The sequence below is a fragment of the Arthrobacter sp. SIMBA_036 genome (assembly GCF_046535135.1).
Classification (GTDB): domain Bacteria; phylum Actinomycetota; class Actinomycetes; order Actinomycetales; family Micrococcaceae; genus Arthrobacter.
This window is the reverse complement of sequence record NZ_JAWRXG010000001.1, coordinates 285,026-305,348: the sequence shown is the minus strand read 5'-3', so window position 1 is coordinate 305,348 and position 20,323 is coordinate 285,026. Positions and strand designations below refer to the sequence as shown.

The window sequence follows — 20,323 nt, the reverse complement described above, 5'->3', positions numbered from 1 at the left end:
ACGGTCAGTCTAGTTGTTTGTGCAGGTCGGAAGTCCTTTAACGTCCCCTCCCGATGCAAACTGTTTTACTGCGGCCGTCGCCTCCGCCAGAGTTTCAACCTTAACTACCTGCAATCCGTTTGGAATGTGGCCCACGACGTCCCCGCAGTTAGCCGCCGGAGCGAGGAAAAGAGTGGCTCCCTGCTGCTTGGCCCCGATCATCTTCTGGGCGATGCCACCGATGGCTCCCACTGCGCCGTCGGGAGTTATGGTCCCTGTGCCGGCAATGTGCTTTCCGCCGGTAAGGTCACCCGGCGTGAGGGTATCGATGATGCCCAGGGCAAACATCATCCCTGCACTGGGACCGCCGACATTGTTCAGGGAGATGTTGACGTTGAAGGGGAAAGTGAACCCGCTGGCCAGGAGCACGCCCAGTATGTACGTGCCTGAAGGGTTCTTGGTCGGCGTTATGGTCGCAGTCACTGACTTACCGCCACGGTCCACGACGACGACTGCCGGAGCGCCTGCCCCGGCGCCGAGTTCAGCTTGTATTGCGGCCAAGGACGTCACCGGTTTTCCGTTGATGGAAACAAGGCGGTCGCTTTCTTGGATCTTTCCCGCCGAGGGTGACGAATCGGAGAGTCCAGCCACGGTAAGCCGTTGCTCAAACGGGATCTTCAGTTGGCGCAACGCTGCCGCGACCGCGTTTTCCTGGGAGGTCGCCATGTCAACCTGCCCCTGCTTGGCGGTGTCCTGCGCAGTGCTTCCCTTGGGATAAATCAATTCCTCGGGGTACACGGCCTTGGAAGGATCCAGCCAACCCCGAAAGACATCCAGGATCGTCGCGGGACTTTGCGGACCGCCTGTGGTGACCACCGTGGTCAAGTCAAGGTCTCCCTTGGCGGGGAAGGACTCGTGGCCGGTAACGGAAATGACTGGCTTGTCTCCATCTTTACCCAAGGTATTGAAAACAGGCCCCGCTGACTCCACGACGTAAGGCACCGGCAAGGCAGCAGCGCCAACGCCGAGGCCCAAGGCCAAAAGCCCTGAGATGACCATGATCGAGTACCTGACGTCACGCGAAGGTGCCGTGGCATCTGTGGCGGGACCGGCGTCGTTCACTTGGCGCGGATCCACGGAGCCTTCTGAATGGGGCGATGTAAGCATGGGGGCCTTTCTGTGCCGTCACAGCGACGTTGGTACCGGGGCGCTACGACGAGGATGCACCAGACATCCACACTACGCGGTCCCCCAGTTCGGAGGCTGCTTTGCCTACAGCGAACGTTGCGCCAACCGGGCAGACAGCCCTCCCCCATCGGGGTACGGTGAAAGGGATCACCAGCCAGTTCGACGATCGGCGACACCATGACTTCCAACCCGAACAACCCGTCAGAAGATGATGACACGCCCAAAGATCCGCTGGCCGAAATGCTGCAGAATCTGATGGGCGGACAAGGGATGGGCAACATCGATCCCGCCGAACTGGCCAAGGCCGCCGGCCTGCCAAACGATCCCCAACTGCTTCAGCAAATGTTCTCGCAGGTCCAAGCAATGATGAGTTCCACCTCCGAAGGACCTGTAAATTGGCAGCTCGCCCACGATAACGCCCGCCGTGTGGCAGCGTCGGGCAGCGATCCATCGGTCAGCGCCCACCAGTCCAAGGAGATCGATGAGGCGCTGAGGCTTGCCGAGCTGTGGCTGGATCCTGTCACGGATCTCTCCGCCACCGGACTCATTGGCCGGGCGTGGTCCCGTGCTGAGTGGGTAGAAGCCACTCTGGGCACGTGGAAGCGTTTGACCGAGCCCGTGGCAAACAGTATCGCCAACGCGCTTTCCGAAGCCCTTTCCCAGCAGATGCCTGAGGAAATGAAGTCCATGATGGGCGGCGCATCGTCCATGCTGCAGAACATGGGCGGGGCCATCTTCGGGATGCAGCTGGGGCAAGCTATCGGCGCGCTTTCCGCGGAAGTTGTGAGCAGCACAGACATCGGCGTTCCGCTGGCCGACCTTGAAATGGCTTTGCTGCCCACCAATGTCGCGAAGTTCGGAGAAGGCCTGAGCCTGCCGGAGAACGATGTCCGGCTTTTCCTTGCCGTGCGCGAAGCCGCGCACGCCCGGTTGTTTGTACAGGTCCCCTGGCTTCGCGGCCATCTGCTGGGCGCGATCGAAGCCTACGCGCGCGGCATCCACATAGACATGTCGAGGATCGAAGACCTTGCCCGGGACCTGGATCCCAGCAACCCGGAGGGCATTCAGGAGGCCCTGTCCCACGGCGTGTTCATGCCTGAACGCACCCCTGTGCAGACAGCTGCCCTGGAGAAGCTCGAAACCGCCCTTGCCCTCGTTGAAGGCTGGGTGGATGAGTTGACAGCCGAAGCCACGGCACGGGTGATGCCGTCGGCCACAGCGTTGCGGGAGACCGTTCGCCGTCGTCGGGCAACCGGTGGACCGGCCGAACATGCATTCTCGTCCTTGGTGGGCTTGGAATTGCGTCCGCGGCGACTCAGGGAAGCCGCCACGTTGTGGGCAACCCTGAAGGAAGAGCGTGGAATCGAAGGCCGGGACGCTATCTGGCACCACCCGGATCTGCTGCCGACAGGTGCCGACCTCGACGATCCCAAGGGGTTCTCGGAACGACGCCGTCTCGCCGAAGCCAGCGACGGTGAAGTTGACGATGCCCTGCAAAAGCTGCTGAGCGGCGGTTTTGAAACAACGTCCGAACCGGGCGACGACGGCTCAGGCGACGACGGCTCAGGCGACGACGGCTCAGGCGACGACGGAAAAAAGGGCGAGCCCGAATCCGGGACTGACCCCGAACCGCCGGCCAACTAGGCATTTTCGCCCTGGCACGAGGTACTCGGGGCCCGGCCTTCAGTGTGGTGCTGGAGGCTCGGGAGTAGGTGCCTCGGTGCCGGGGTCCGGTCCGAGGCCCCGGGATGTTGCGTAAGCTACTCCGTCCAGGAAAGCTTTGGCGCGCTGGGTTTCAGGGTAAGCCTCAACCAACTTCCAAAAGTCGGCGTTATGACCGGCCACCAGGAGGTGCGCCAGCTCGTGGACGAGGACGTAGTCGATCACCCACTGCGGCATTGGCTGGAGCTTGCTCGATAACCTGATGCTGCCATCAGCCGGTGTAGCCGAACCCCAGCGTGAGTTCTGGTTGCCAACCCAACGTACCGACGTCGGCATTGCGCGGCCGCCGAGGTAAGTCCGCGACAGCAGTGTTGCCTGCTCAGCGAGGGCTTCATCGGTGGCCGGACGACGTTTGCCGCGCCCACCGGCCCCTTGACCCTGCTTCTTCAACTTGGCCAGCATGCGTCCCACCCATTCCCGTTCCTGGGTCCGAGTGAAACTGGCCGGAATAGCGACCACCGCTTTGCCGTCCTCCCAGAAGGCCGCTACGGTCCGGCGTCGTCGCGCAGAGCGACGCACGACGACGGGTGCACCATCCTCTGTCAGCTGGTGAACGGGTGAGTCTGAGCTGGTTGATCGGGCCATCAGAGGACAGCGCTTTCGCTGAGAACTTCCAAGACGGCCTCGCCGTAGCGTTCAAGCTTGGAAGAGCCAACACCGGCCAGGCCCGCAAGTTCCTCCAGCGACGAGGGCCGCGCCTCAGCAATTGCAGTCAGGGTCGCATCCGTAAACACAACGTAGGCGGGAACCTCGGCAGCTTGCGCTACGTCCTTGCGCCACTGCCGCAAGGCATCAAATGTCTGCTCCTCATAGCTGGGTGGGCATTGGTTGCAACGCCCAATCTTGCGCTCCGCACCCGTTGCGAGCATGCTCCCGCAGACCCTGCATGAGGCCGGGGTGGCAGCTTTTGGACGCACTGGCCCTGTTTTACTGCGAGCGCTGGCAGATGCGACGGAGTCCGGCCGCAGTCCTTCCAGGAACCGGGAGGGCTTCCGGTTTGCACGGCCGCCCGGCGTGCGGGCGGTGGACCATGAGAGGTTCAAGTGCTCGCGTGCGCGGGTGATGCCCACGTAAAGCAGCCGCCGTTCCTCGTCAACGTCCTCGGGCGTATCAGCGAAGGAGATCGGCATAAGTCCCTCGCTGAGGCCAACCAAGAACACGGCATCCCATTCGAGGCCTTTCGCGGAGTGCAGCGAAGCGAGGGTGATTCCCTGGACAGTTGGCGCGTGCTGTGCCAAGGAACGTTCCTGGAGCTCATTGACGAATTCGGCGAGCGTGAAGGATTCTCCCCGGTGAACGGCAAGCTCGTCTGCCAAGGCAACCAGTGCGGCCAGCGATTCCCACCGCTCCCGTAGCGCTCCCCCGCTATGCGGCGCAGCATCGGTGTAACCCAATGAGGCCACAATGTCACGGACGATCTGCCCCAGGGGCACTGAGGGCCCCTCAGCTACTGCCCTGGTTGCCGCGCGCAACTGCAAGATGGCATCACGCACTTCTTTCCGGGCGAAGAACCTTTCACCACCCCGAAGTTGATAACCGATGCCCGCAGAGGCCAAAGCTTGCTCGTAAGCTCCGGACTGTCCGTTGGTGCGGAACAGGATCGCAATCTCGCTCGCCTTGACACCCGCGGTGAGAAGTTCCTGAATTCGTCCGGCGACGACGGCAGCCTCCGCCTCATCGTCCGGGCACTCCATGAATCTGGGTGCCGGGCCCGACGGCCGCTGAGCCACGAGCTTCAGGGGAGCCGCCCATGCAGCATCCGCCACAGGTCCGCCGCTACGACGCGAGCCGAGGAGCTCGTTGGCCAGCTTCACCACTTGCGGGGTGGAACGGTAGTCGCGGACAAGTTTGACCACGGTAGCGTTAGGAAACTGATTTTTGAAACCGAGCAAGTGTTTTGGTGACGCTCCCGTGAAGGAATAGATCGTCTGGGAGGCGTCGCCCACTACGCAAAGCTCGTCCCTCCCGCCCAACCACAGGTCCAGAAGCCGTTGCTGCAGCGGCGACACATCCTGGTATTCGTCCACGACGAAGTGCCGGTACTGCTCCCGCACCGTCGCTGCGACTTTTGGGTCCTCCTGAAGGATTCCCACGGTGATGAGGAGAACGTCCTCAAAGTCGATGACGTTCCGATCGGTCTTGAGGTCTTCATAGGCTTGGAACACCCTCGCCACGGCAGTGAGGTCGAACCCACCGGGAGTTCCCCTGCCCACCGCATTCTCCAAGTAGTTGGCCGGGGTGAGCATGGACACCTTGGCCCATTCGATCTCGGCAGCGAGGTCCCTGATCGATGCCCGATCAGTGCTGAGCCGAAGCCGGCGGGAGGCTTCTGCAATCATGGTGGCTTTGTGGTCCAAAAGGCTTGGCAACGTTCCGCCGATGGCCTGTGGCCAGAAAAACTGCAACTGCCGCAAAGCGGCCGCGTGGAACGTGCGGGCCTGAACCGCCGCCACACCGAGGTCCCTCAGCCGACTCCGCATCTCGGCCGCCGCCCGCGCAGTAAAGGTCACTGCCAGCAACCGTTGCGGACTATAGACGCCGGAGTGGACGCCGTACGCAATCCGGTGGGTGATGGCACGCGTCTTCCCGGTGCCCGCCCCCGCAAGTACGCATAGCGGACCCGTCAGGGTGCTGGCTACCTCACGTTGTTCTTCATCAAGGCTTCCCAGGATGCGCTCCTCAAGCGAGCTCCCGGCGTCGAACGTTTCTTCCGTCACGGCTGAAGGTCTTCAATGACGCCGCCATACCAGTGCTCGATCAGTGAACGCGCAATGGACAACCGCGTCGAGATGGTGATTTCCCCGCTCAAGACGGCAGCTTGCAGCTCCTCACGGCTGAACCAGCGGGCCCGCGTAACTTCAACACCGTCGGGTTTGGCGACGGTGTCCTCCGTTGTTGCTGTGAATCCCAACATGAGGGACGCCGGAAAAGGCCAGGACTGTGAGCCCAAGTACTGGCATGCGGTGACACGGACTCCGACTTCTTCGCCTATTTCACGGACCACCGCTTGTTCCAGGGACTCACCTGGTTCAACGAACCCGGCCAGCGTCGAATAGTTTTTGGCATCGACCGGACCTCCGCCGCCAAGGAGAAGGCGGCCGTCAGGGCCCACCACGGTAACGATGATCGCCGGATCCGTTCGCGGATAATGTTCTGAGTTGTCTTGGGGGCATCGTCGCACCCAACCGCCGGATTCGACCTCCGTAGGGCTACCGCACAGAGGGCAATGCCGGTGCGTGGCATGCCAGTTGGAAATGGCGCTGGCCTCGATGAACAAGGCCGTGTCAGTGGCGTCCAGACGTCCGGCGACCTCGCGGAAACCCGCCCACTCGGCATGGGCAGGTAGTGTTGCGGTACCCGGGGCAACCGGCTCGGCGACCGTGAACAACAGCACCGGCGTACCGACCGCCAATGACGAAGGCAGCAAAGTTCTGCCCAGATAGATGGCCTCGCGCCCTGCGGCTGCCAGCGACTCCCACAGCTCTGCTGCCTCGCCAAACCACAGGCCGCCCGCAGTAACCACCGCTTTACGCTGGGAGATCAGCACAGCTTTGGCCGTTCCCGACGAAATGAGCTCCGACACCATGCCCGGCTTCATCCTGACAGCCGACCCCCGATCCACCACGGCCGGGGGCACGGGAAGAACGGTGTCCGTCAGGTGGTTTGCCAATGCCGATGGTTCCGTATAGCTCATATACCTACCGTACTGATTACCACCGTCAAAAAACATTTGGGCAGCCTAAGGCTTGTGGACATATCCAAGGCATTCCGTGCGTTCTTCTGTGGGTGGGCACGGTAGATTTCCTGCGGATCTGGAGACTCGCCGCACTGCATCATGGCCACAGGCGCCAGCCACCCTACCGTGGAAGGCGTGAGAAGAACTCCGCTTGAACTAGCTGCCGTCGCAACCGCGGCAGTGCCCGGCTTGGCGCCCACTGGCACAGCCTACTCCCCCGACGACGACGCCGACTTCGACTCGGCGCTCCTGCTCGACGCCGACGGGAAACGCTGGCGCGTCCGCTCCCCGCGCCATCCCGAAGCGAGCACGCGGTTGGAAACGGAGTTCATGGTTCTGCGGGCTTTCAGTCCCGCGATCCGGGCAGAGCTTCCTTTCCATCTCCCCACCATCGCCGGGACAGTACGCCAGGGCGAGCTCACCACCTTTGTGTATGCGCACCTGCAGGGCTCGTTGTTCTCCATTGAGGACCTTTCGGCGGGCAGCGCTGCCCTGGCCAAGGAAATCGGCTCGGCGCTGGCTGCAATTCACGATCTGCCGCTCTCCTTGGTGATCAATGCCGACCTTCCCAGTTACTCAGCCAACGAGTTCCGCCAGCGGAAACTCAACGAGCTCGACCAGGCGGCGACAACAGGCAAAATTCCGGCGACCCTTCTACGCCGGTGGGAACACGCCATGGAAGATGTGGCGCTGTGGCGCTTCAACACCTCGGTGGTGCATGGGGACCTCCATGAGGACAACCTGATGGTGCAGGACGACACAGTGACTGCGGTTACCGGCTGGACCGATCTGCGGATCGGCGACCCAGCGGATGACTTTGCCTGGCTTGTGGCGTCCAACGAATCAGCCTTCATCCAGGACGTGCTCAATCACTACACCGAGGCCCGCCGCGAGACACCGGATTCACACTTGCTCCGAAGGGCCGCGCTGCTCGCCGAGTTCGCGCTGGCACAATACCTGGTCAAAGCCATGGCGGCGGGCCACGAGGGGATGACGTCGGAAGCTGAATCGATGCTTCAATCATTGGCCGCAGATATCGAGAAGCAGGAACAGCGCGAAGCGGCTGCGCGTGCTGCAGCTGAGGAGGCGGACCGGCAGGCTGCCGAGGACGCCGCCGCGGCGCCTCCCCAGCAACCGACAGTCACGGTTGTCCCGATTTCCGACGTCGGCCCTGCAGTTTCCGTGGCAGCCATACCGGACGAGCCGGTAGTTGCTGACGAGGCTGGTGACGTTGACGAGGCTGGTGACGTTGACGAGGCTGCCAGCGAGCCCGATGCCGGCACCAGCAGCCAGGATTCGACCTCCACGGCCGCGATTAACGTTGTGCAGCTAAAAGATGTCAAGAGCACCGAGGCCACGAAAGACTCCTGACCTCCCTAACCGTTGTTACTCAGTGCTTGGGAAACGATCCGCTCGAGCTCATCGGCGCCGCCGAGGTCGTGCGGCCGCACCAGCGATCCTTCTGCAACGTAGTAGAAGGCGGCGCTGACATCTTCAAGGGGAACCTTCCTTAGCCGGGCCCACGCCAGCCGGTACACGGCCAACTGCACAGCTCGCTCCGTGAGCTGTTGCCCGGAGGGTCGTCGTCCGGTCTTCCAGTCGATGAGCTGCCAGCGGCCGTCGGCATCTTGGAACACGGCGTCGATGCGGCCGCGAACTACGATGTCCCCGATCTTGGTCTCTACGGGTACTTCGACGTAAACGGGGGCGCGCTGGGCCCACTCGGATTCCTTGAAGGAAGCGACCATCTCCTCGAGTCCGTAGGCTTCATCAATGTGTGAGTCCGAACCCGGTGCCTCATCGAGGTCAAGCATGCCCGTGGTGCCGAAAAACTCTTCGACCCATGCGTGGAATGCGGTCCCCTTGCGCGCCGAGATCCCGGGTTCGCGGGGAACCGGCCTGCGAAGCCGGGACAGTACGTCTCCGGCGTTTGCGCCAAGTTCGACGAAGAGTGAAGCGGAGACGTGGCTGGGCAAGTGAACGTCCTGGGTTGCCCTGCCCTGTCTCTGCCGATCCAACAACAGCTCTGCTTCTTGGGACCAACGCTCAGTAACTGCAGGAAATTGCCCACCGACGGGAGCGTCCGGCACCGTCCCGTCCATGAAAGCCCGGACCATCGCTGCTCCGCTGTCCATGGCGGCCCTACGACCAGGCAGGAGCCTCAGGCGTGCCCCTGTCCGGGGATCCGACGGACCCTCAAGGGGGTCGTATGGGAAGGTGGCGACTTCATGGATTGTCGTCAGCGGGCTGGATTCCGGCAGGGCTTCTTCAGCAACCGAGTCCGCGTGAATCTCGGCGCTCCCGTCGGAGGCCGGGAGCACGGAGTCGCGGCCATCGCCTTGAACTGTCAGCGGAGCTAGTTCCGAAATGAACGGAGATAGCTCGGCCATTCCGGAGCGCGACCCGTTCCACGCCGCACTCGAGACCCACAGAACGTGTTTCGCCCTTGTATAAGCGACATACGCAAGTCTGCGTTCTTCCGCTTCCCCATGAGCCTGGACCCGCGACTTGAAGTCCTTTTCGGCGTCCAACCACCCTTTCTGGTCCGGCTGGTCAAGATCCCATTGCGGGAGATCGGCTCGATCGCCTCTCAATGGCCACGGCAAGGCAGCCGAGCCACTGCTCCAGCGCGAGTCCCTGTTGCTGGGAAAGGAGCCCGAGTTCATCCCGGGAACAAAGACGACATCCCATTCCAAGCCCTTAGAGGCATGGACTGTCAGCAACTGGACAGCTTCGCGGTTGGTTTCTGCAGGGGCGACATCCAGGCCGCCTTCTTCGGAGGCCGCTGCTTCCAACCACGAGAGGAACGCCAGCAGGTCAATGCGCTGCGAAGTTTGCAGGAAACCCGCTGCAGCATCTTGGAACGCATCCAGGTTCCGACGAGCCTGATGAATACTGATGCCGGGCTTGGAAGCGACCTCGATGTCCAAGAGCATTGCCCGCTCAACCTCTCCCAGGAGGGTACTGAGATCGTCTCCGATGTAGCTTCGAAGGAACCTCAGCTCGGAAGATAGCTTGCTGAGGCGCTCCAAGGCGGCGTCGCTCAAAGACCTGCCGTGTCCTGACGACCAGCCTTTTTTGGGGAGGACGTCAAGAGCCTCCACGAGGCTTGCAGAATCGGTGATGTCACTTTCCAGCGTGACGGCTTCCACGCCAGCACCCGCTTCGTTAGCGGGACCGTCTACGGAACCTCCTGCGACGGCGCGGCGGCGGGCCAAGTGACGGGACCAATCCGCGAAAGCCATAAGATCCGCTGTCCCGATTCGCCATCGGGCCCCGGCCAAAAGCCTCATCAGCGCATCTGAGCGGCCGGGATCCGCCAGAACCCGCAGGGTCGCCACCAGGTCCACAATCTCCGGTGTGTCCAGCAATCCGCCCAAACCGACGATCTCGTAAGGGATGCCCTGAAGCTCGAATTCTCGGCGGATGCACTCCATTTGCGCCCGACGCCGGCACAGCACCGCCATGGTGGGCCTGACCGCTGACCCATCTTTTTCTTCCTCGAAAACGGTCCGGCGGTATCGGCGGACATCGCGGGCAATTGCGGCTGCTTCGTCTTCGTCCGTACCGAAACGGCCGATCACCACGCGCCCCTCCACAGCCACCGGGCTCGGTACCAACGGAGGAACAGAAACGGTATCCCCGGATCCCCGCTCACCAGCCGGTCCGGCCAGCGTACTGGTGCGGTTAAGCGGCGATGCGATGGTGTTGGCCGCGGCCAGTATGTTCCTGCCGTTGCGCCATGCCGTGGTCAGGTATGAGGTCGGAGCCACGGCGTACGTCTCGGTTCCGGCCTCGGCATCGACCTGCCGCACAGGGAATTCCTGAACGAAGTGAAAGAGTTGTCCTGCCGAGGCGCCCCGGAATCCGTAGATTGACTGGTTTGGATCACCGACTGCCGTAACAGCATGTCCCTGGCCGAAAAGCCGGGAAAACAGGACAAGTTGAGCATGGGACGTGTCTTGGAATTCGTCCAGCAGCACCACCTTGTAGCGGGCCCTTTCAGTGCTGGCAGCCAAAGGAACGTCATTGGCGATCCGCGCAGCCAGAGCCACCAAGTCCCCAAAGTCGAGCACCCCACGCCGCCTCTTTTCGCTTTGGTAGCGAACCACCATGTCCGCGACGCTGGCACGGGTCCGCAACATGGACACGAGGTCCGCAGCACCCTGCGTTGGGTTCTTCCGGGCCCCTGCCATATAGGGAAGCTGTTCAAAAGCCTGAACGCGTTCCAGCACCCAGTTGCGCACCCCTTCCGGCTCTTGAAGGTGCTCCGCGCATTCGCCGGCCAACTGCAGGACGGCATTGACCAAGGTGGATTTCGCCACCGTGAAGTGCTCGTACTCGCCGTCGTAGGATTCAACGACTTCGCTTGCCAACTGCCATGACTGTGCGCCACCGAGCAAAACAACGTCGCGTTCTATGCCGAGTCGAAGGCCGTGGTCAGAAACTATGGCGCTTGCGTAGGAGTGATAAGTGGAAACCTTGGGTTCGAGGTCGTCAGCACTCAGAAGCCCGCCCGGAAACCCCATGGCAGCCCCGCCGTCGGACGCTACCCGCTGAAGAGTGGCGAGCTTGGAACGGATCCTGCTGGCAAGTTCACCGGCAGCCTTGCGCGTGAATGTGACACCGAGGACTTCCTCCGGACGCACCCAGCCGTTGGCGACGAGCCACACCACACGGTCAGCCATGGTGGCCGTCTTACCGGAACCGGCACCGGCGATGACCAAGCGCGGAGAAAGGGGTGAGGCGATAATCCGAGCCTGTTCCGGCGTCGGGCGGTTCTTCTCGCCCAGCATGTCCGCAACGTCCGACGGCGAAAACCGCGGCTCTGGAAGGCCACCGGCATCGCCATGTCCGCCTTCGACGCCGGCCAGGAGTTCGGTACTCATTCGGTGATCTGCTTTCCTCGTGCGCACAGCGGGCAAATATCGGGCAACCGACACCCATGACCGCCGTATCCTGCTTTGCCGGGGTCGTGACGGGCCTCAAAGGTGGCGCCAGCCATCAAAGTCGCGGCCTCCGTCACAAGGTCCTGGGCCCAGTTCTCGCTGGGGTCCAACGGTTCCTGCTGCTGGACGGAGGGACTCTTGGCTTTGGTTCCCAACTGGGCCAAGACAGCACCGCCTGGGGCGACGTCGGTGGGAAGCGTGACTGCCTCTGGCCCGGATTCCCCGGCCACGGCATCGCGGAAGGCGCCCATCAGAACGGCAGCTTGGTATGCGCCCAGTTGCGGGTGCCTGGCGACCTCGGACTTGCCGGGCTGGCGCTTGCCGGTTTTCAGGTCGACGATCACCAGCCGGCCTTCGGAGTCGATTTCGAGACGATCCACTTGGCCCCGAAGGACTGCATGGCGGGCGGCTACTTCCGCGCTTTCATCCGTTCCAGTGGTATCGCAGTGGGCGGTGGCATCGCCGTGGGCACTGGCGTCGCCGTAGACGGTGCCATCGCCGTGGGTAGTGACGTCGCCGTGGACGGTGACATCGGGAAGCTGGACTTGGAAGTCCTGTTCAACGGCAAGCAAGCTCCTGCCCTCACTGCGCATCATGATCACGTATGAGGCAAGCTTGCGGACCATGAGCTCGGCCCGCTGGAAATCAAGCTTTCCTTCCCAGTTGTCCTTCATCCCCAGTGTGTGCCACCTCTTCACCAGCTCGGAAACATACTCGGAGCCCGAGGCCTCAGGAAGTTCTTGGGCAATGCTGTGGACCAGGTTGCCCAAGCTACGCGCGAAATCGGTGGCAGCCTCTCCACCTGCGGCTTGGACAAACCAATCCAAGGGGGACTTGTGCACCGTCTCGACCTTGGACGGAGATACGGAAACTGTTCCTCCCACGGGTACCACCGGTTCCCTTGAGCTAAGGTCCAATAAACCCCACCACGTGTCCGGATCAGCTCCAGGTACCGGCGGTTCGGCGGTGGCAAGGCGGCCCAGCACGCGCGCAGCCTCCCACGCCGTTCCGGGTTCGCTGGCGGCAGCACCGGTCGCTGACTGGACGTGTTGCCGCAGCTCAGCGACAAGGGCACGCAGGGTCATGGGCCTGTCCACGGGGGTGTAGTCCCGCTGGTACTCCCTTGGTCCCAACGGGGCTACGTAGTCAAGGAATGCCGAGGGCTGTTCATCCTCGGAGGATACTGCCGTGCAGATGAGAACCTGACGCGCCCGGGAGACCGCCGTTGAAAAACTCCTGAGCTCGTCATAACGGATATCACGCAACCTGCTCAACGGGCCGCGCTGGAGGGCGTGTTCCACCCCGTGTTCCACGGCATCCGCGTACAAAGTGCTGCCCAAGAGTTCTCCCCGCAACCGAGTGTTCGGCCACACGCCTTCCTGAAGACCGGCGATGATAACCACGGGCCATTCCCGGCCAGCGGCGCTGGCCGGTGTCATGATCTCAACGCACGATTCCAGCTGGGCTCTCGCCGCAAGGGTATCCATGGGCAATTCCTGGTTCAGTAAGTAGTCCAGGAATTGTTCCGGCCCTGAGCCGGGCAGCTGGTCCACAAACCGCTCGGCTGTATGGAAGAGGGCCATCATGGCGTCGAGGTCGCGGTCTGCGCGGGCGCCGGCTGGACCGCCGTCGATGGCCGCCTCCGCCCATCGGGAAGACAAACCTGTCGCCTGCCACAGGGCCCACAGGACTGATTCCGCATTTGCGCCCGGCCTCCCTACGGCCTCCACTCCGGCGGCGATCACTCGAGCCAACCTGCGCGCGGACGTGCCTTCTATGCCCAGGGAGGCCAAGGCTCCAGGCTGGAGCAGGGCCTCGACCAACAAAACATCGCTGGATCGACCCCCACCTCCGAGGAGTTCCTCGCTCCTCAGCGACTGCCGGAGCCTGCGCAACTCGATTGCTGTGGATCCTCCGATCCGGGAAGTCAGAAGTGAAACCGCCAGCTCAGGGGTCAACTTGTCCGGATCCAGTGCGATGGCAAAGGCTTCGAGGAGGGGCCGGACCGCGACTTCATCCCGCACCGCAGAGTCGGCAACAGGAACCCGGACCGGAATGCCTTGGCCCGCGAGGTAGCGCTGGAGTTGGGAAATCAGGCCGCCGTTGCGCACAATAACGGCGATGTCGCTGAACTCCCGGCCTTCGCGCAACTGCGCTTCGAGAATGCGCTGGGCGACATAACGCAACTCATGGACAGGCGATGGCAGGACGTGTCCTTCCACCGCTCCTCCATAAGTGCGGTCAGCGTCCCCGTCGCCGGCAGCTGGCTGTTCCAGCCTCCTGGCGAGTTGCCCGCCCAAGCGCTGGGAGGTGCGGGCCGCCACCCTCACCCACGCCTCTGCCACCGCCGGCGAGTGCCGGTGGGTGTTCCATAGCGGACAGTGCGTTACTGATTCTTTCTTCCCTCCCAGAAGGGATGGCAGTTCGGCTACCAAATCCGGGCGGGCGCCGCGAAAGCCTTGCACCACAGTGTCCGGCGAGAAGGTGACCACCGCGTCTTTGCCCTCGGCGATGTCGGCCAAGAGCTCGAATACCGCCGGGTTCGACTCCTGGGCGTCATCGACCAGAATCAGCTGCAGTCGCTCCCTTTCTGCGGCAAGAAAAGCGGGAGAATCCTGGAAAATCTGACGGGCCGTGGTGATGATTCCGGCGGGGTCGAAGGCTTCGGGCATGCGCAGATCCAAGACGTCCCTGTACTCGCTGTAGAGCTCGGCCGCGGCCATCCAATCGGGACGTCCGCATTCATAGGCAAGCCCCACAAGGTCTTCCGCGGTCCGTCCCGACTCGATAATTCGATCAAAAAGCTCGCGGATCTCATGCCGGAATCCACGTGTGGGCAAGGCTGCGGCCAGGTCCGCCGGCCACGGCAACTGATTCCCGGACCTGACGTGCCCCTCGAGCAGTTCCTTGATGATGAGGTCCTGTTCCGGGCCCGAGAGTAGCTTGGGTGGCCGAGGCAACGGCAGGACGCCCTCCGCCTTGGCGCGGCGGATGACGTCAAACGCGTACGACGCCCAGGTACGTGCCGGCGTGGTACTGAGGCTGCGATCCAACCGTCCGGTAAAGGTGTCCCGAAGCGCCGCCGCAGCATGGCGGCCAGGAGCGAGGATGAGAATCCTCTCCGGGTCCACGCCCTCGTGATGCACCCGGCGCACGGCGGTTTCAACCAAGACGGTCGACTTGCCGGTTCCGGGGCCACCGGGGACAAGTATTGGTCCGCTCCCCCGACCGAGCGAAACCACGGCACGCTGATCCGGGGAAAGGACAGGTGCCACGAAGCTTGTTTCGCGCGGCGGAAGCAGACGCAATGATGCCGATGCGGAGCGGGGTTTGGCAGGAGTCGCGGTCACACAGTCATTTCATCATCCGGCACTGACAATTTATGGAGCTGACGCTGCAACTGGTCGGAGATCACATCGAGGTAGTCGAAGTCGGCTTCACTTGGAGCCCACCGCGCGGCCGTCAAGTCGACCCGCCAACGGCCTTCGCCTGTCCTGAGGAACGCTTGATAGGAGCCAAGAAGTGGCGTGGACTCAGCAAGGTAATGCTTGAGCGCTTCCGCCTCGTGACCGGGCGGCGCCTCCCCGCTGGCGCGCAGGACCCGCCACCACGGGCCCGAACTCCCGTAGTGGCTCATCACGGCACCCACTTGCCGAGGACCGCCGGCGCCCAGAAGTTCGGCGACGTCGCCATAAGCGACCGCAGCACCGGCCGGAACGAGATCCACGACAGCGAGGGCCGCTGTGACGTACTCCATGCGCATCAGTCCAACCTACCGCTTCAACAGACCAGGTCGTGTCCTGAGGGAGTGTCGTGCCCAATACTGTCGGAGCCGGCCGGTAGCGTAAAAATATGAGTTCCTGGAATACCCTCCCCCGCGCCGCCTTCGACCTCGAGACCACGGGAAAGAACTCCCGCTCAGCGCGGATCGTCACTGCCTCCATCACTGTTGTGGATCAGCAGGGGGAACTCATCTCCGAGCATGAGTGGCTGGCTGATCCGGGCGTCGAAATCCCGGCAGAGGCCAGTGAAGTTCACGGGATAACCACCGAGATGGCCCGGGCTGATGGCCGTCCGGCTGCTGAGGTCACCCGGGAAGTTGCAGCAGTCCTGCAGGAATTGTTCGACGCCGGAACCCCGGTCATCGCCTTCAACGCCAGTTATGATTTCACCGTGCTTGCAGCTGAATCGGCGCGCCACGGCGTCCCGCAGCTGAGCCGGTTCCCGGTGCTGGATCCCTATGTCATGAACAAGCAAGTGGACCGCTACCGCAAGGGCAAGCGCACCCTCACCGCCCTGTGCGAAGAGTACGGGGTGGACTTGGACAACGCGCATACTTCCGCTGCCGATGCCCTCGCCACGTTGCGGGTGTTGGACGCAATGGCAGGCAAGTTTCCTACGTTGCAGATGCCCGCCTCAAAACTCCACCACCTGCAGGTGGACTGGGCAGCGAGCCAAGCCGCTGATTTCCAACAGTACCTGCGGCGCAGCAAGCCCACAGCAGTGATCGAAGGCCAGTGGCCTGTTTTACCGCCGGAAGATGCGGGCCGGGGCGGCTTCTAGGGCCACGGGTTCCAGGGCGCAGTTTCCAGGCCGCAGCGCGTTCACCCGTTGCGACGTAAGTCACAGTAGGGTCAGGGAACGCCAAGCTCAGTTTGTTATGGGCGGGATTCCGCGGTGAGACCGCAAGTCGGAATGACTACTAGGCAAAACGCCGCGCAGGCAGCGGATCATTCGGCATTACTGAGTGAAGGCACTCATTTGTTCGATTCGGGGGCCCGCTGGGCCCTGATGTCATAATTAAGTTTGGCAGGTTGAAGCCCAGCGACGCAGCCCAACCTTCGCGGCAGCCACTTTCCTGGCCCCCTGCCGAACGTCTCCGTGACCCGATGAAAGTGATTTCTTCATGAAATTCAAAGCCTTTAAGTGGCTCTCTGCCGCCCCGGTGGCCGCAGCCTTGGTGCTCTCCCTCGCAGCATGCGGCGGCGGAGCCTCACAGCCGAGCGGTTCCCCCACCGACGCCCTCGCCGGTAGCGACCAGAAGACCCTTGACAAATTCACCACCGCCAGCGTGACACCGTTGGACAAGATCGATAAGTCCAAGCTTGGCCTGATCACCGATGGAACCCTGAGGGTAGGGACGTTGTCTGACGCCCCGCCGAACATCTTCATCGATCCTTCCGGAAAGTTCACCGGCTACGACAACGAGCTCCTCCGGGCAATCGGCGCCAAGCTCGGACTCAAGGTCGAGTTCGCTTCCACCGACTTCTCGGCTCTCCTGTCGCAAGTGGCGAACAAGCAGTTCGACGTCGGCTCCTCCTCGATCTCCACCACCGACGCCCGCCGCAAGACAGTCGGGTTCACCAACGGTTACGACTTTGGCTACATGGCCGTAGTGACCAAGAACGATTCAAAGGTAACCGGCTTCAAAGACCTTAAAGAGGGTCTGCGCATCGGCGTCGTTCAAGGTACGGTCCAGGACGACTACGTCACCAACACCCTCAAGCTCGAACCGGTCCGCTACCCCGATTACAACACCGTTTACGGCAACGTGAAGAACGGCCAGATCGACGCTTGGGTCGCACCGTCCCAGCAGGCTGAAGGACAGGTCAAGTCCGGCGACAACACCAAGATCGCCGAGAAGGTTGTCAATACCCAGAACTTCACCGCGTATGCCGTGAACAAGGACAACCAGCCTTTGATCGATGCCCTGAACTCGGGCTTGGACGCTGTCATCGCGGATGGCACGTGGGCGAAGCTGACGTCCCAGTGGTACAAGGACCGCCCCACGGCCGCCGAGCAGACTCCCCAAGGCTGGAAGCCGGGCAGCAAGGCCGTCCAGCTCCCCGCCAAGTAACCCGGACGTTCCATGGATATCCTCAACCAATTAGCCAAAACCTTCTTCGACTGGGAGGCGATGGGCCAGGTCATCCCCAAGATGTTCACCGTTGGCCTACCCAACACGCTCGTGCTGGCTGTGATTTCAGGCATCATAGGCACGGCCATTGGCATGGTGCTCGCCCTGATGGGGATTTCCCGGAACGCACCTGCCCGGTGGGTTGCGCGCGTTTACACGGACATCCTCCGTGGCCTCCCGCCGGTTCTCACCATCTTGGTGATCGGATTCGGTTTCAGCCCGATCATGAGGCAGCTCACTGGTTCCACGAGCCCCTATCCCATGGCCATCGCGGCCTTGTCCTTGATGTCAGGCGCCTACATCGGCGAGATCTTCCGCTCGGGTATCCAGAGCGTGGACAAGGGCCAGCTCGAGGCCACACGTGCCTTGGGATTCGGTTACGGTCCTTCGATGCGGCTGGTGGTGGTGCCTCAGGGCATTCGCCGCGTGCTGCCGGCACTTGTCAACCAGTTCATCGCGTTGATCAAGGAATCGTCCCTGGTGTTCATGCTTGGCTTGTTGGCGTCCGAACGTGAGATCTTCCAGATTGGCAAGGACTCGGCGGCGAACAGCGGAAACCTGTCTCCATATGTTGCTGCTGCCCTGTTCTACCTGGTTCTGACCGTCCCGCTGACGCATTTCGTGAACTGGATCGACGCCCGCATGCGTGTGGGACGGCCGGAGAAGAAGGAACCCGATGACGCAGCAGCCGTTGTTGGAAAAGGAGCCCAGTCTTGAGTGAATTCACGTCCGGTTCGTTGACGGCCAAGAACATCCACCTCTCGTTCGGTACCAACCACGTTCTGCGTGGCATCGACCTCCATGTGGAGAAAGGCACGACGGCGTCCGTGATCGGCCCTTCGGGGTCGGGAAAGTCCACGCTGCTCCGTGTCATGAATCGATTGATTGAGCCTGACCAAGGCGACATTCTGCTTGATGGTCAATCTGTGCTCAAGGACAACCCCGACGAGTTGCGCCGACGGATCGGCATGGTGTTCCAGCAGTTCAACCTCTTTCCCCATAAGACGGTTGCGGAGAACGTCTCCCTGGCGTTGCGTAAGATCCGCGGCATGTCCAAGGATCAGGCCCGGAATGAGGCCCTTGAGCAACTGGACCTCGTCGGGCTGAAGCACAAGGCCGACGCGCGGCCGGCCACGTTGTCCGGCGGTCAGCAGCAACGTGTAGCCATCGCGCGTGCCTTGGCGATGCGGCCGGAGGTCATGTTCTTTGACGAAGCGACCTCGGCATTGGATCCGGAACTCGTCAAAGGCGTCCTGGCCCTCATGACCGACCTTGCCAAGGGCGGAATGACCATGGTGGTAGTGACCCACGAGATGGGCTTCTCACGCAACGTGTCCGACGTCGTAACGTTCATGGATGCCGGCGTGGTAGTGGAATCCGGTCCGCCGGAACAGCTGTTCAACAGCCCCCGGACAGAACGGCTTCAAGGATTCCTGTCGGACGTGCTTTAGGGTAAATCCAACCACGCAGCAGGCCCCGCCATCCCAACTCTTCACGTATGTGAGCTTTGGAGGGCGGGGCCTGCTGCTTTTCCGAAGAGCCTATTTACCTGATTTCACGCGCAGCACCGTCAACGCCGCGGCGTCCACCTTTGCCCGGAACGTGGGATCGGCCTGGGCCCTCTGCACCACCGCTTGCTGCATGACCGGAATGCTGGAGGGCTCGGCGCAGACCAGCATGGTTCCACCTGCGCCGAAGAACTTCAGGGCGCGATCCGCCACGCCCCACGGCCTCAGCTGCCCCGCGCTGCACAAATCATCGGATAGGACGATCCCGGTAAATCCGGCATCGCCGCGGAGCATCGTTTGGATGATGTCCGGGGAGAAAGGAGCGATGTTGGCTGGGTCAATGCGGTCGTAGTAGGCGTTGGAAAGCATGACCCACTGGGCGCCGGAGGTGATCGCAGCGTTGAAAGGAGCGAGATCGGGATCCGTACGCGTGGTCACCGAATCATGGACGTTGCTGCTGACATCGGTGTTGGGTACCACCCTTCCCAGCCCTGGGTAGTGCTTGACCACCGGCATGACTCCTGCATCCTTCATGCCCTGGGCAAAGGCGTTTCCCAGTCCAGAAACTTGTGACGGATCGAATCCGTATTCCCTTTGGAAGTGCCCAATTGGCGCGTTCGAGGGGGCAAAGTCCGGACTGGTAACAGTGTCCAGGACCGGAGCGAGGTTCACGTTCACCCCAACGCCGCGAAGCTCCTTGCCCCAGACGGCCGCGTTTGACCTGAGCTTCGCCGGGCCGGCCCCTGCTTGCCCCAACGCCGGGGGCATGGTGGAGAAGCCGGGACCGGAAAGAACCTGAACCAAGCCGCCTTCCTGGTCGGTGGCGACGAAGAGCGGCAGCCCTCCTGTTGTGTCAGTGCCGACAGTGCCGGTCAAGGAGGAGACAACCGAAGCAGCGGCGGCCGCGCCGGCAGTGCTGCGACCGCTCAGATACACATTGCCCACGTGGTAGCGCTTCAGGGCATCGAAGGTTGCCGGGTCGGGGCCCGTGGCTTTGGCTGCCACCATGAAAAGTTGGCCCACCCGTTGCTCGAGGCTCAAGGCGGCGAGGTGTTGCTCCGCCACAGTGGGCGTGCTTGGCGGCGGAGCCACAGGGGCCACCGGCGCAGGGGTCGACGGGGCGGCAGATGGCGTTGAACTAACCGTCGGCGTAGCGCTTGGCGACGCCGGCGGGGTGCTGCTTGGGCCCGTTGAGGAGCGGACCTCCGACGGCGACTGGCCGGGTTTATCGGGGCTGCTTGAACATCCCGTAGCCATCGCCAAAAGGACACCAGCTGCAGCGACTCTCACGCCAAGGGAAGCAATGGACATAGTCTTGAGCATG

The 20,323-nt window shown here is 62.5% G+C and carries 14 protein-coding genes; 6 read left to right on the top strand and 8 right to left on the bottom strand.

The genetic code is table 11. The features are described 5' to 3' along the window. Positions 1-9: 9 nt before the first annotated feature. Positions 10-1,146 (bottom strand): PDZ domain-containing protein, encoded by a 1,137-nt coding sequence (locus tag SB659_RS01455; protein ID WP_410549266.1) that lies wholly within the window; start codon positions 1,144-1,146, stop codon positions 10-12. 198 nt (positions 1,147-1,344) lie between these two features. Here SB659_RS01455 and SB659_RS01450 point away from each other — a divergent pair, with 198 nt between their 5' ends. Beyond that, a complete protein-coding gene (locus SB659_RS01450) occupies positions 1,345-2,811 on the top strand; it encodes a zinc-dependent metalloprotease (protein WP_410549265.1) in 1,467 nt (488 codons plus the stop codon). 39 nt (positions 2,812-2,850) lie between these two features. Here SB659_RS01450 and SB659_RS01445 read toward each other — a convergent pair whose 3' ends face one another. From SB659_RS01445 to nudC, 3 genes are read right to left on the bottom strand one after another with little or no spacing between them, the layout of a single operon-like run. Further along, the gene (locus tag SB659_RS01445) at positions 2,851-3,474 is read right to left on the bottom strand and encodes a M48 family metallopeptidase (protein ID WP_284978881.1); all 624 of its coding nucleotides are present in this window, start codon (positions 3,472-3,474) and stop codon (positions 2,851-2,853) included. After that, the gene (locus tag SB659_RS01440; RefSeq protein ID WP_410549264.1) at positions 3,474-5,606 is read right to left on the bottom strand and encodes an ATP-dependent DNA helicase UvrD2; all 2,133 of its coding nucleotides are present in this window, start codon (positions 5,604-5,606) and stop codon (positions 3,474-3,476) included. The genes SB659_RS01445 and SB659_RS01440 overlap by 1 nt, the downstream gene beginning before the upstream one ends. After that, positions 5,603-6,583, bottom strand: coding sequence for an NAD(+) diphosphatase (nudC, locus tag SB659_RS01435; protein WP_284978884.1), 981 nt, complete (start codon positions 6,581-6,583; stop codon positions 5,603-5,605). The genes SB659_RS01440 and nudC overlap by 4 nt, the downstream gene beginning before the upstream one ends. A gap of 177 nt (positions 6,584-6,760) precedes the next feature. Here nudC and SB659_RS01430 point away from each other — a divergent pair, with 177 nt between their 5' ends. Then, a complete protein-coding gene (locus SB659_RS01430; RefSeq protein WP_284978885.1) occupies positions 6,761-7,996 on the top strand; it encodes a macrolide 2'-phosphotransferase in 1,236 nt (411 codons plus the stop codon). Positions 7,997-8,001: 5 nt separating this feature from the next. Here SB659_RS01430 and SB659_RS01425 read toward each other — a convergent pair whose 3' ends face one another. The 3 genes from SB659_RS01425 to SB659_RS01415 are packed head-to-tail and all read right to left on the bottom strand — an operon-like array spanning position 8,002 to position 15,337. Continuing rightward, the gene (locus SB659_RS01425; RefSeq protein WP_410549263.1) at positions 8,002-11,514 is read right to left on the bottom strand and encodes an ATP-dependent helicase; all 3,513 of its coding nucleotides are present in this window, start codon (positions 11,512-11,514) and stop codon (positions 8,002-8,004) included. Continuing rightward, the gene (locus SB659_RS01420; RefSeq protein ID WP_410549262.1) at positions 11,511-14,924 is read right to left on the bottom strand and encodes a PD-(D/E)XK nuclease family protein; all 3,414 of its coding nucleotides are present in this window, start codon (positions 14,922-14,924) and stop codon (positions 11,511-11,513) included. Before SB659_RS01420 ends, SB659_RS01425 begins: the two co-directional genes overlap by 4 nt. Then, positions 14,921-15,337: an MGMT family protein gene (locus SB659_RS01415; RefSeq protein WP_284978888.1), complete on the bottom strand. Its 417-nt coding sequence runs from the start codon at positions 15,335-15,337 to the stop codon at positions 14,921-14,923. The genes SB659_RS01420 and SB659_RS01415 overlap by 4 nt, the downstream gene beginning before the upstream one ends. Positions 15,338-15,426: 89 nt before the next feature. Here SB659_RS01415 and SB659_RS01410 point away from each other — a divergent pair, with 89 nt between their 5' ends. The 4 genes from SB659_RS01410 to SB659_RS01395 all read left to right on the top strand — a co-directional run bounded on the left by SB659_RS01410 (position 15,427) and on the right by SB659_RS01395 (position 18,942). Continuing rightward, positions 15,427-16,137, top strand: coding sequence for a 3'-5' exonuclease (locus tag SB659_RS01410; RefSeq protein ID WP_284978889.1), 711 nt, complete (start codon positions 15,427-15,429; stop codon positions 16,135-16,137). A 343-nt stretch (positions 16,138-16,480) separates the two neighbouring features. Continuing rightward, positions 16,481-17,431 carry an ABC transporter substrate-binding protein gene (locus tag SB659_RS01405; RefSeq protein ID WP_284978890.1) on the top strand — a complete coding sequence of 317 codons (951 nt, stop codon included), beginning with the start codon at positions 16,481-16,483 and terminating at the stop codon, positions 17,429-17,431. Positions 17,432-17,443: 12 nt separating this feature from the next. Next, positions 17,444-18,208, top strand: coding sequence for an amino acid ABC transporter permease (locus SB659_RS01400; RefSeq protein ID WP_284976001.1), 765 nt, complete (start codon positions 17,444-17,446; stop codon positions 18,206-18,208). Continuing rightward, positions 18,205-18,942, top strand: coding sequence for an amino acid ABC transporter ATP-binding protein (locus SB659_RS01395; protein WP_284976000.1), 738 nt, complete (start codon positions 18,205-18,207; stop codon positions 18,940-18,942). The genes SB659_RS01400 and SB659_RS01395 overlap by 4 nt, the downstream gene beginning before the upstream one ends. 90 nt (positions 18,943-19,032) lie before the next feature. On the opposite strand, the gene SB659_RS01390 is transcribed toward SB659_RS01395, so the two are convergent. After that, positions 19,033-20,310, bottom strand: coding sequence for a glycoside hydrolase family 3 N-terminal domain-containing protein (locus tag SB659_RS01390; protein ID WP_410549261.1), 1,278 nt, complete (start codon positions 20,308-20,310; stop codon positions 19,033-19,035). Positions 20,311-20,323 lie beyond the last annotated feature (13 nt).

Bases quoted from the DNA above. Each gene is read 5' to 3' on its own strand.
- SB659_RS01455 (WP_410549266.1), bottom strand. From the start codon at position 1,146: ATGCTTACATCGCCCCATTCAGAAGGCTCCGTGGATCCGCGCCAAGTG.
- SB659_RS01450 (WP_410549265.1), top strand. From the start codon at position 1,345: ATGACTTCCAACCCGAACAACCCGTCAGAAGATGATGACACGCCCAAA.
- SB659_RS01445 (WP_284978881.1), bottom strand. From the start codon at position 3,474: ATGGCCCGATCAACCAGCTCAGACTCACCCGTTCACCAGCTGACAGAG.
- nudC (WP_284978884.1), bottom strand. From the start codon at position 6,583: ATGAGCTATACGGAACCATCGGCATTGGCAAACCACCTGACGGACACC.
- SB659_RS01425 (WP_410549263.1), bottom strand. From the start codon at position 11,514: ATGAGTACCGAACTCCTGGCCGGCGTCGAAGGCGGACATGGCGATGCC.
- SB659_RS01415 (WP_284978888.1), bottom strand. From the start codon at position 15,337: ATGCGCATGGAGTACGTCACAGCGGCCCTCGCTGTCGTGGATCTCGTT.
- SB659_RS01410 (WP_284978889.1), top strand. From the start codon at position 15,427: ATGAGTTCCTGGAATACCCTCCCCCGCGCCGCCTTCGACCTCGAGACC.
- SB659_RS01405 (WP_284978890.1), top strand. From the start codon at position 16,481: ATGAAATTCAAAGCCTTTAAGTGGCTCTCTGCCGCCCCGGTGGCCGCA.
- SB659_RS01400 (WP_284976001.1), top strand. From the start codon at position 17,444: ATGGATATCCTCAACCAATTAGCCAAAACCTTCTTCGACTGGGAGGCG.
- SB659_RS01390 (WP_410549261.1), bottom strand. From the start codon at position 20,310: ATGTCCATTGCTTCCCTTGGCGTGAGAGTCGCTGCAGCTGGTGTCCTT.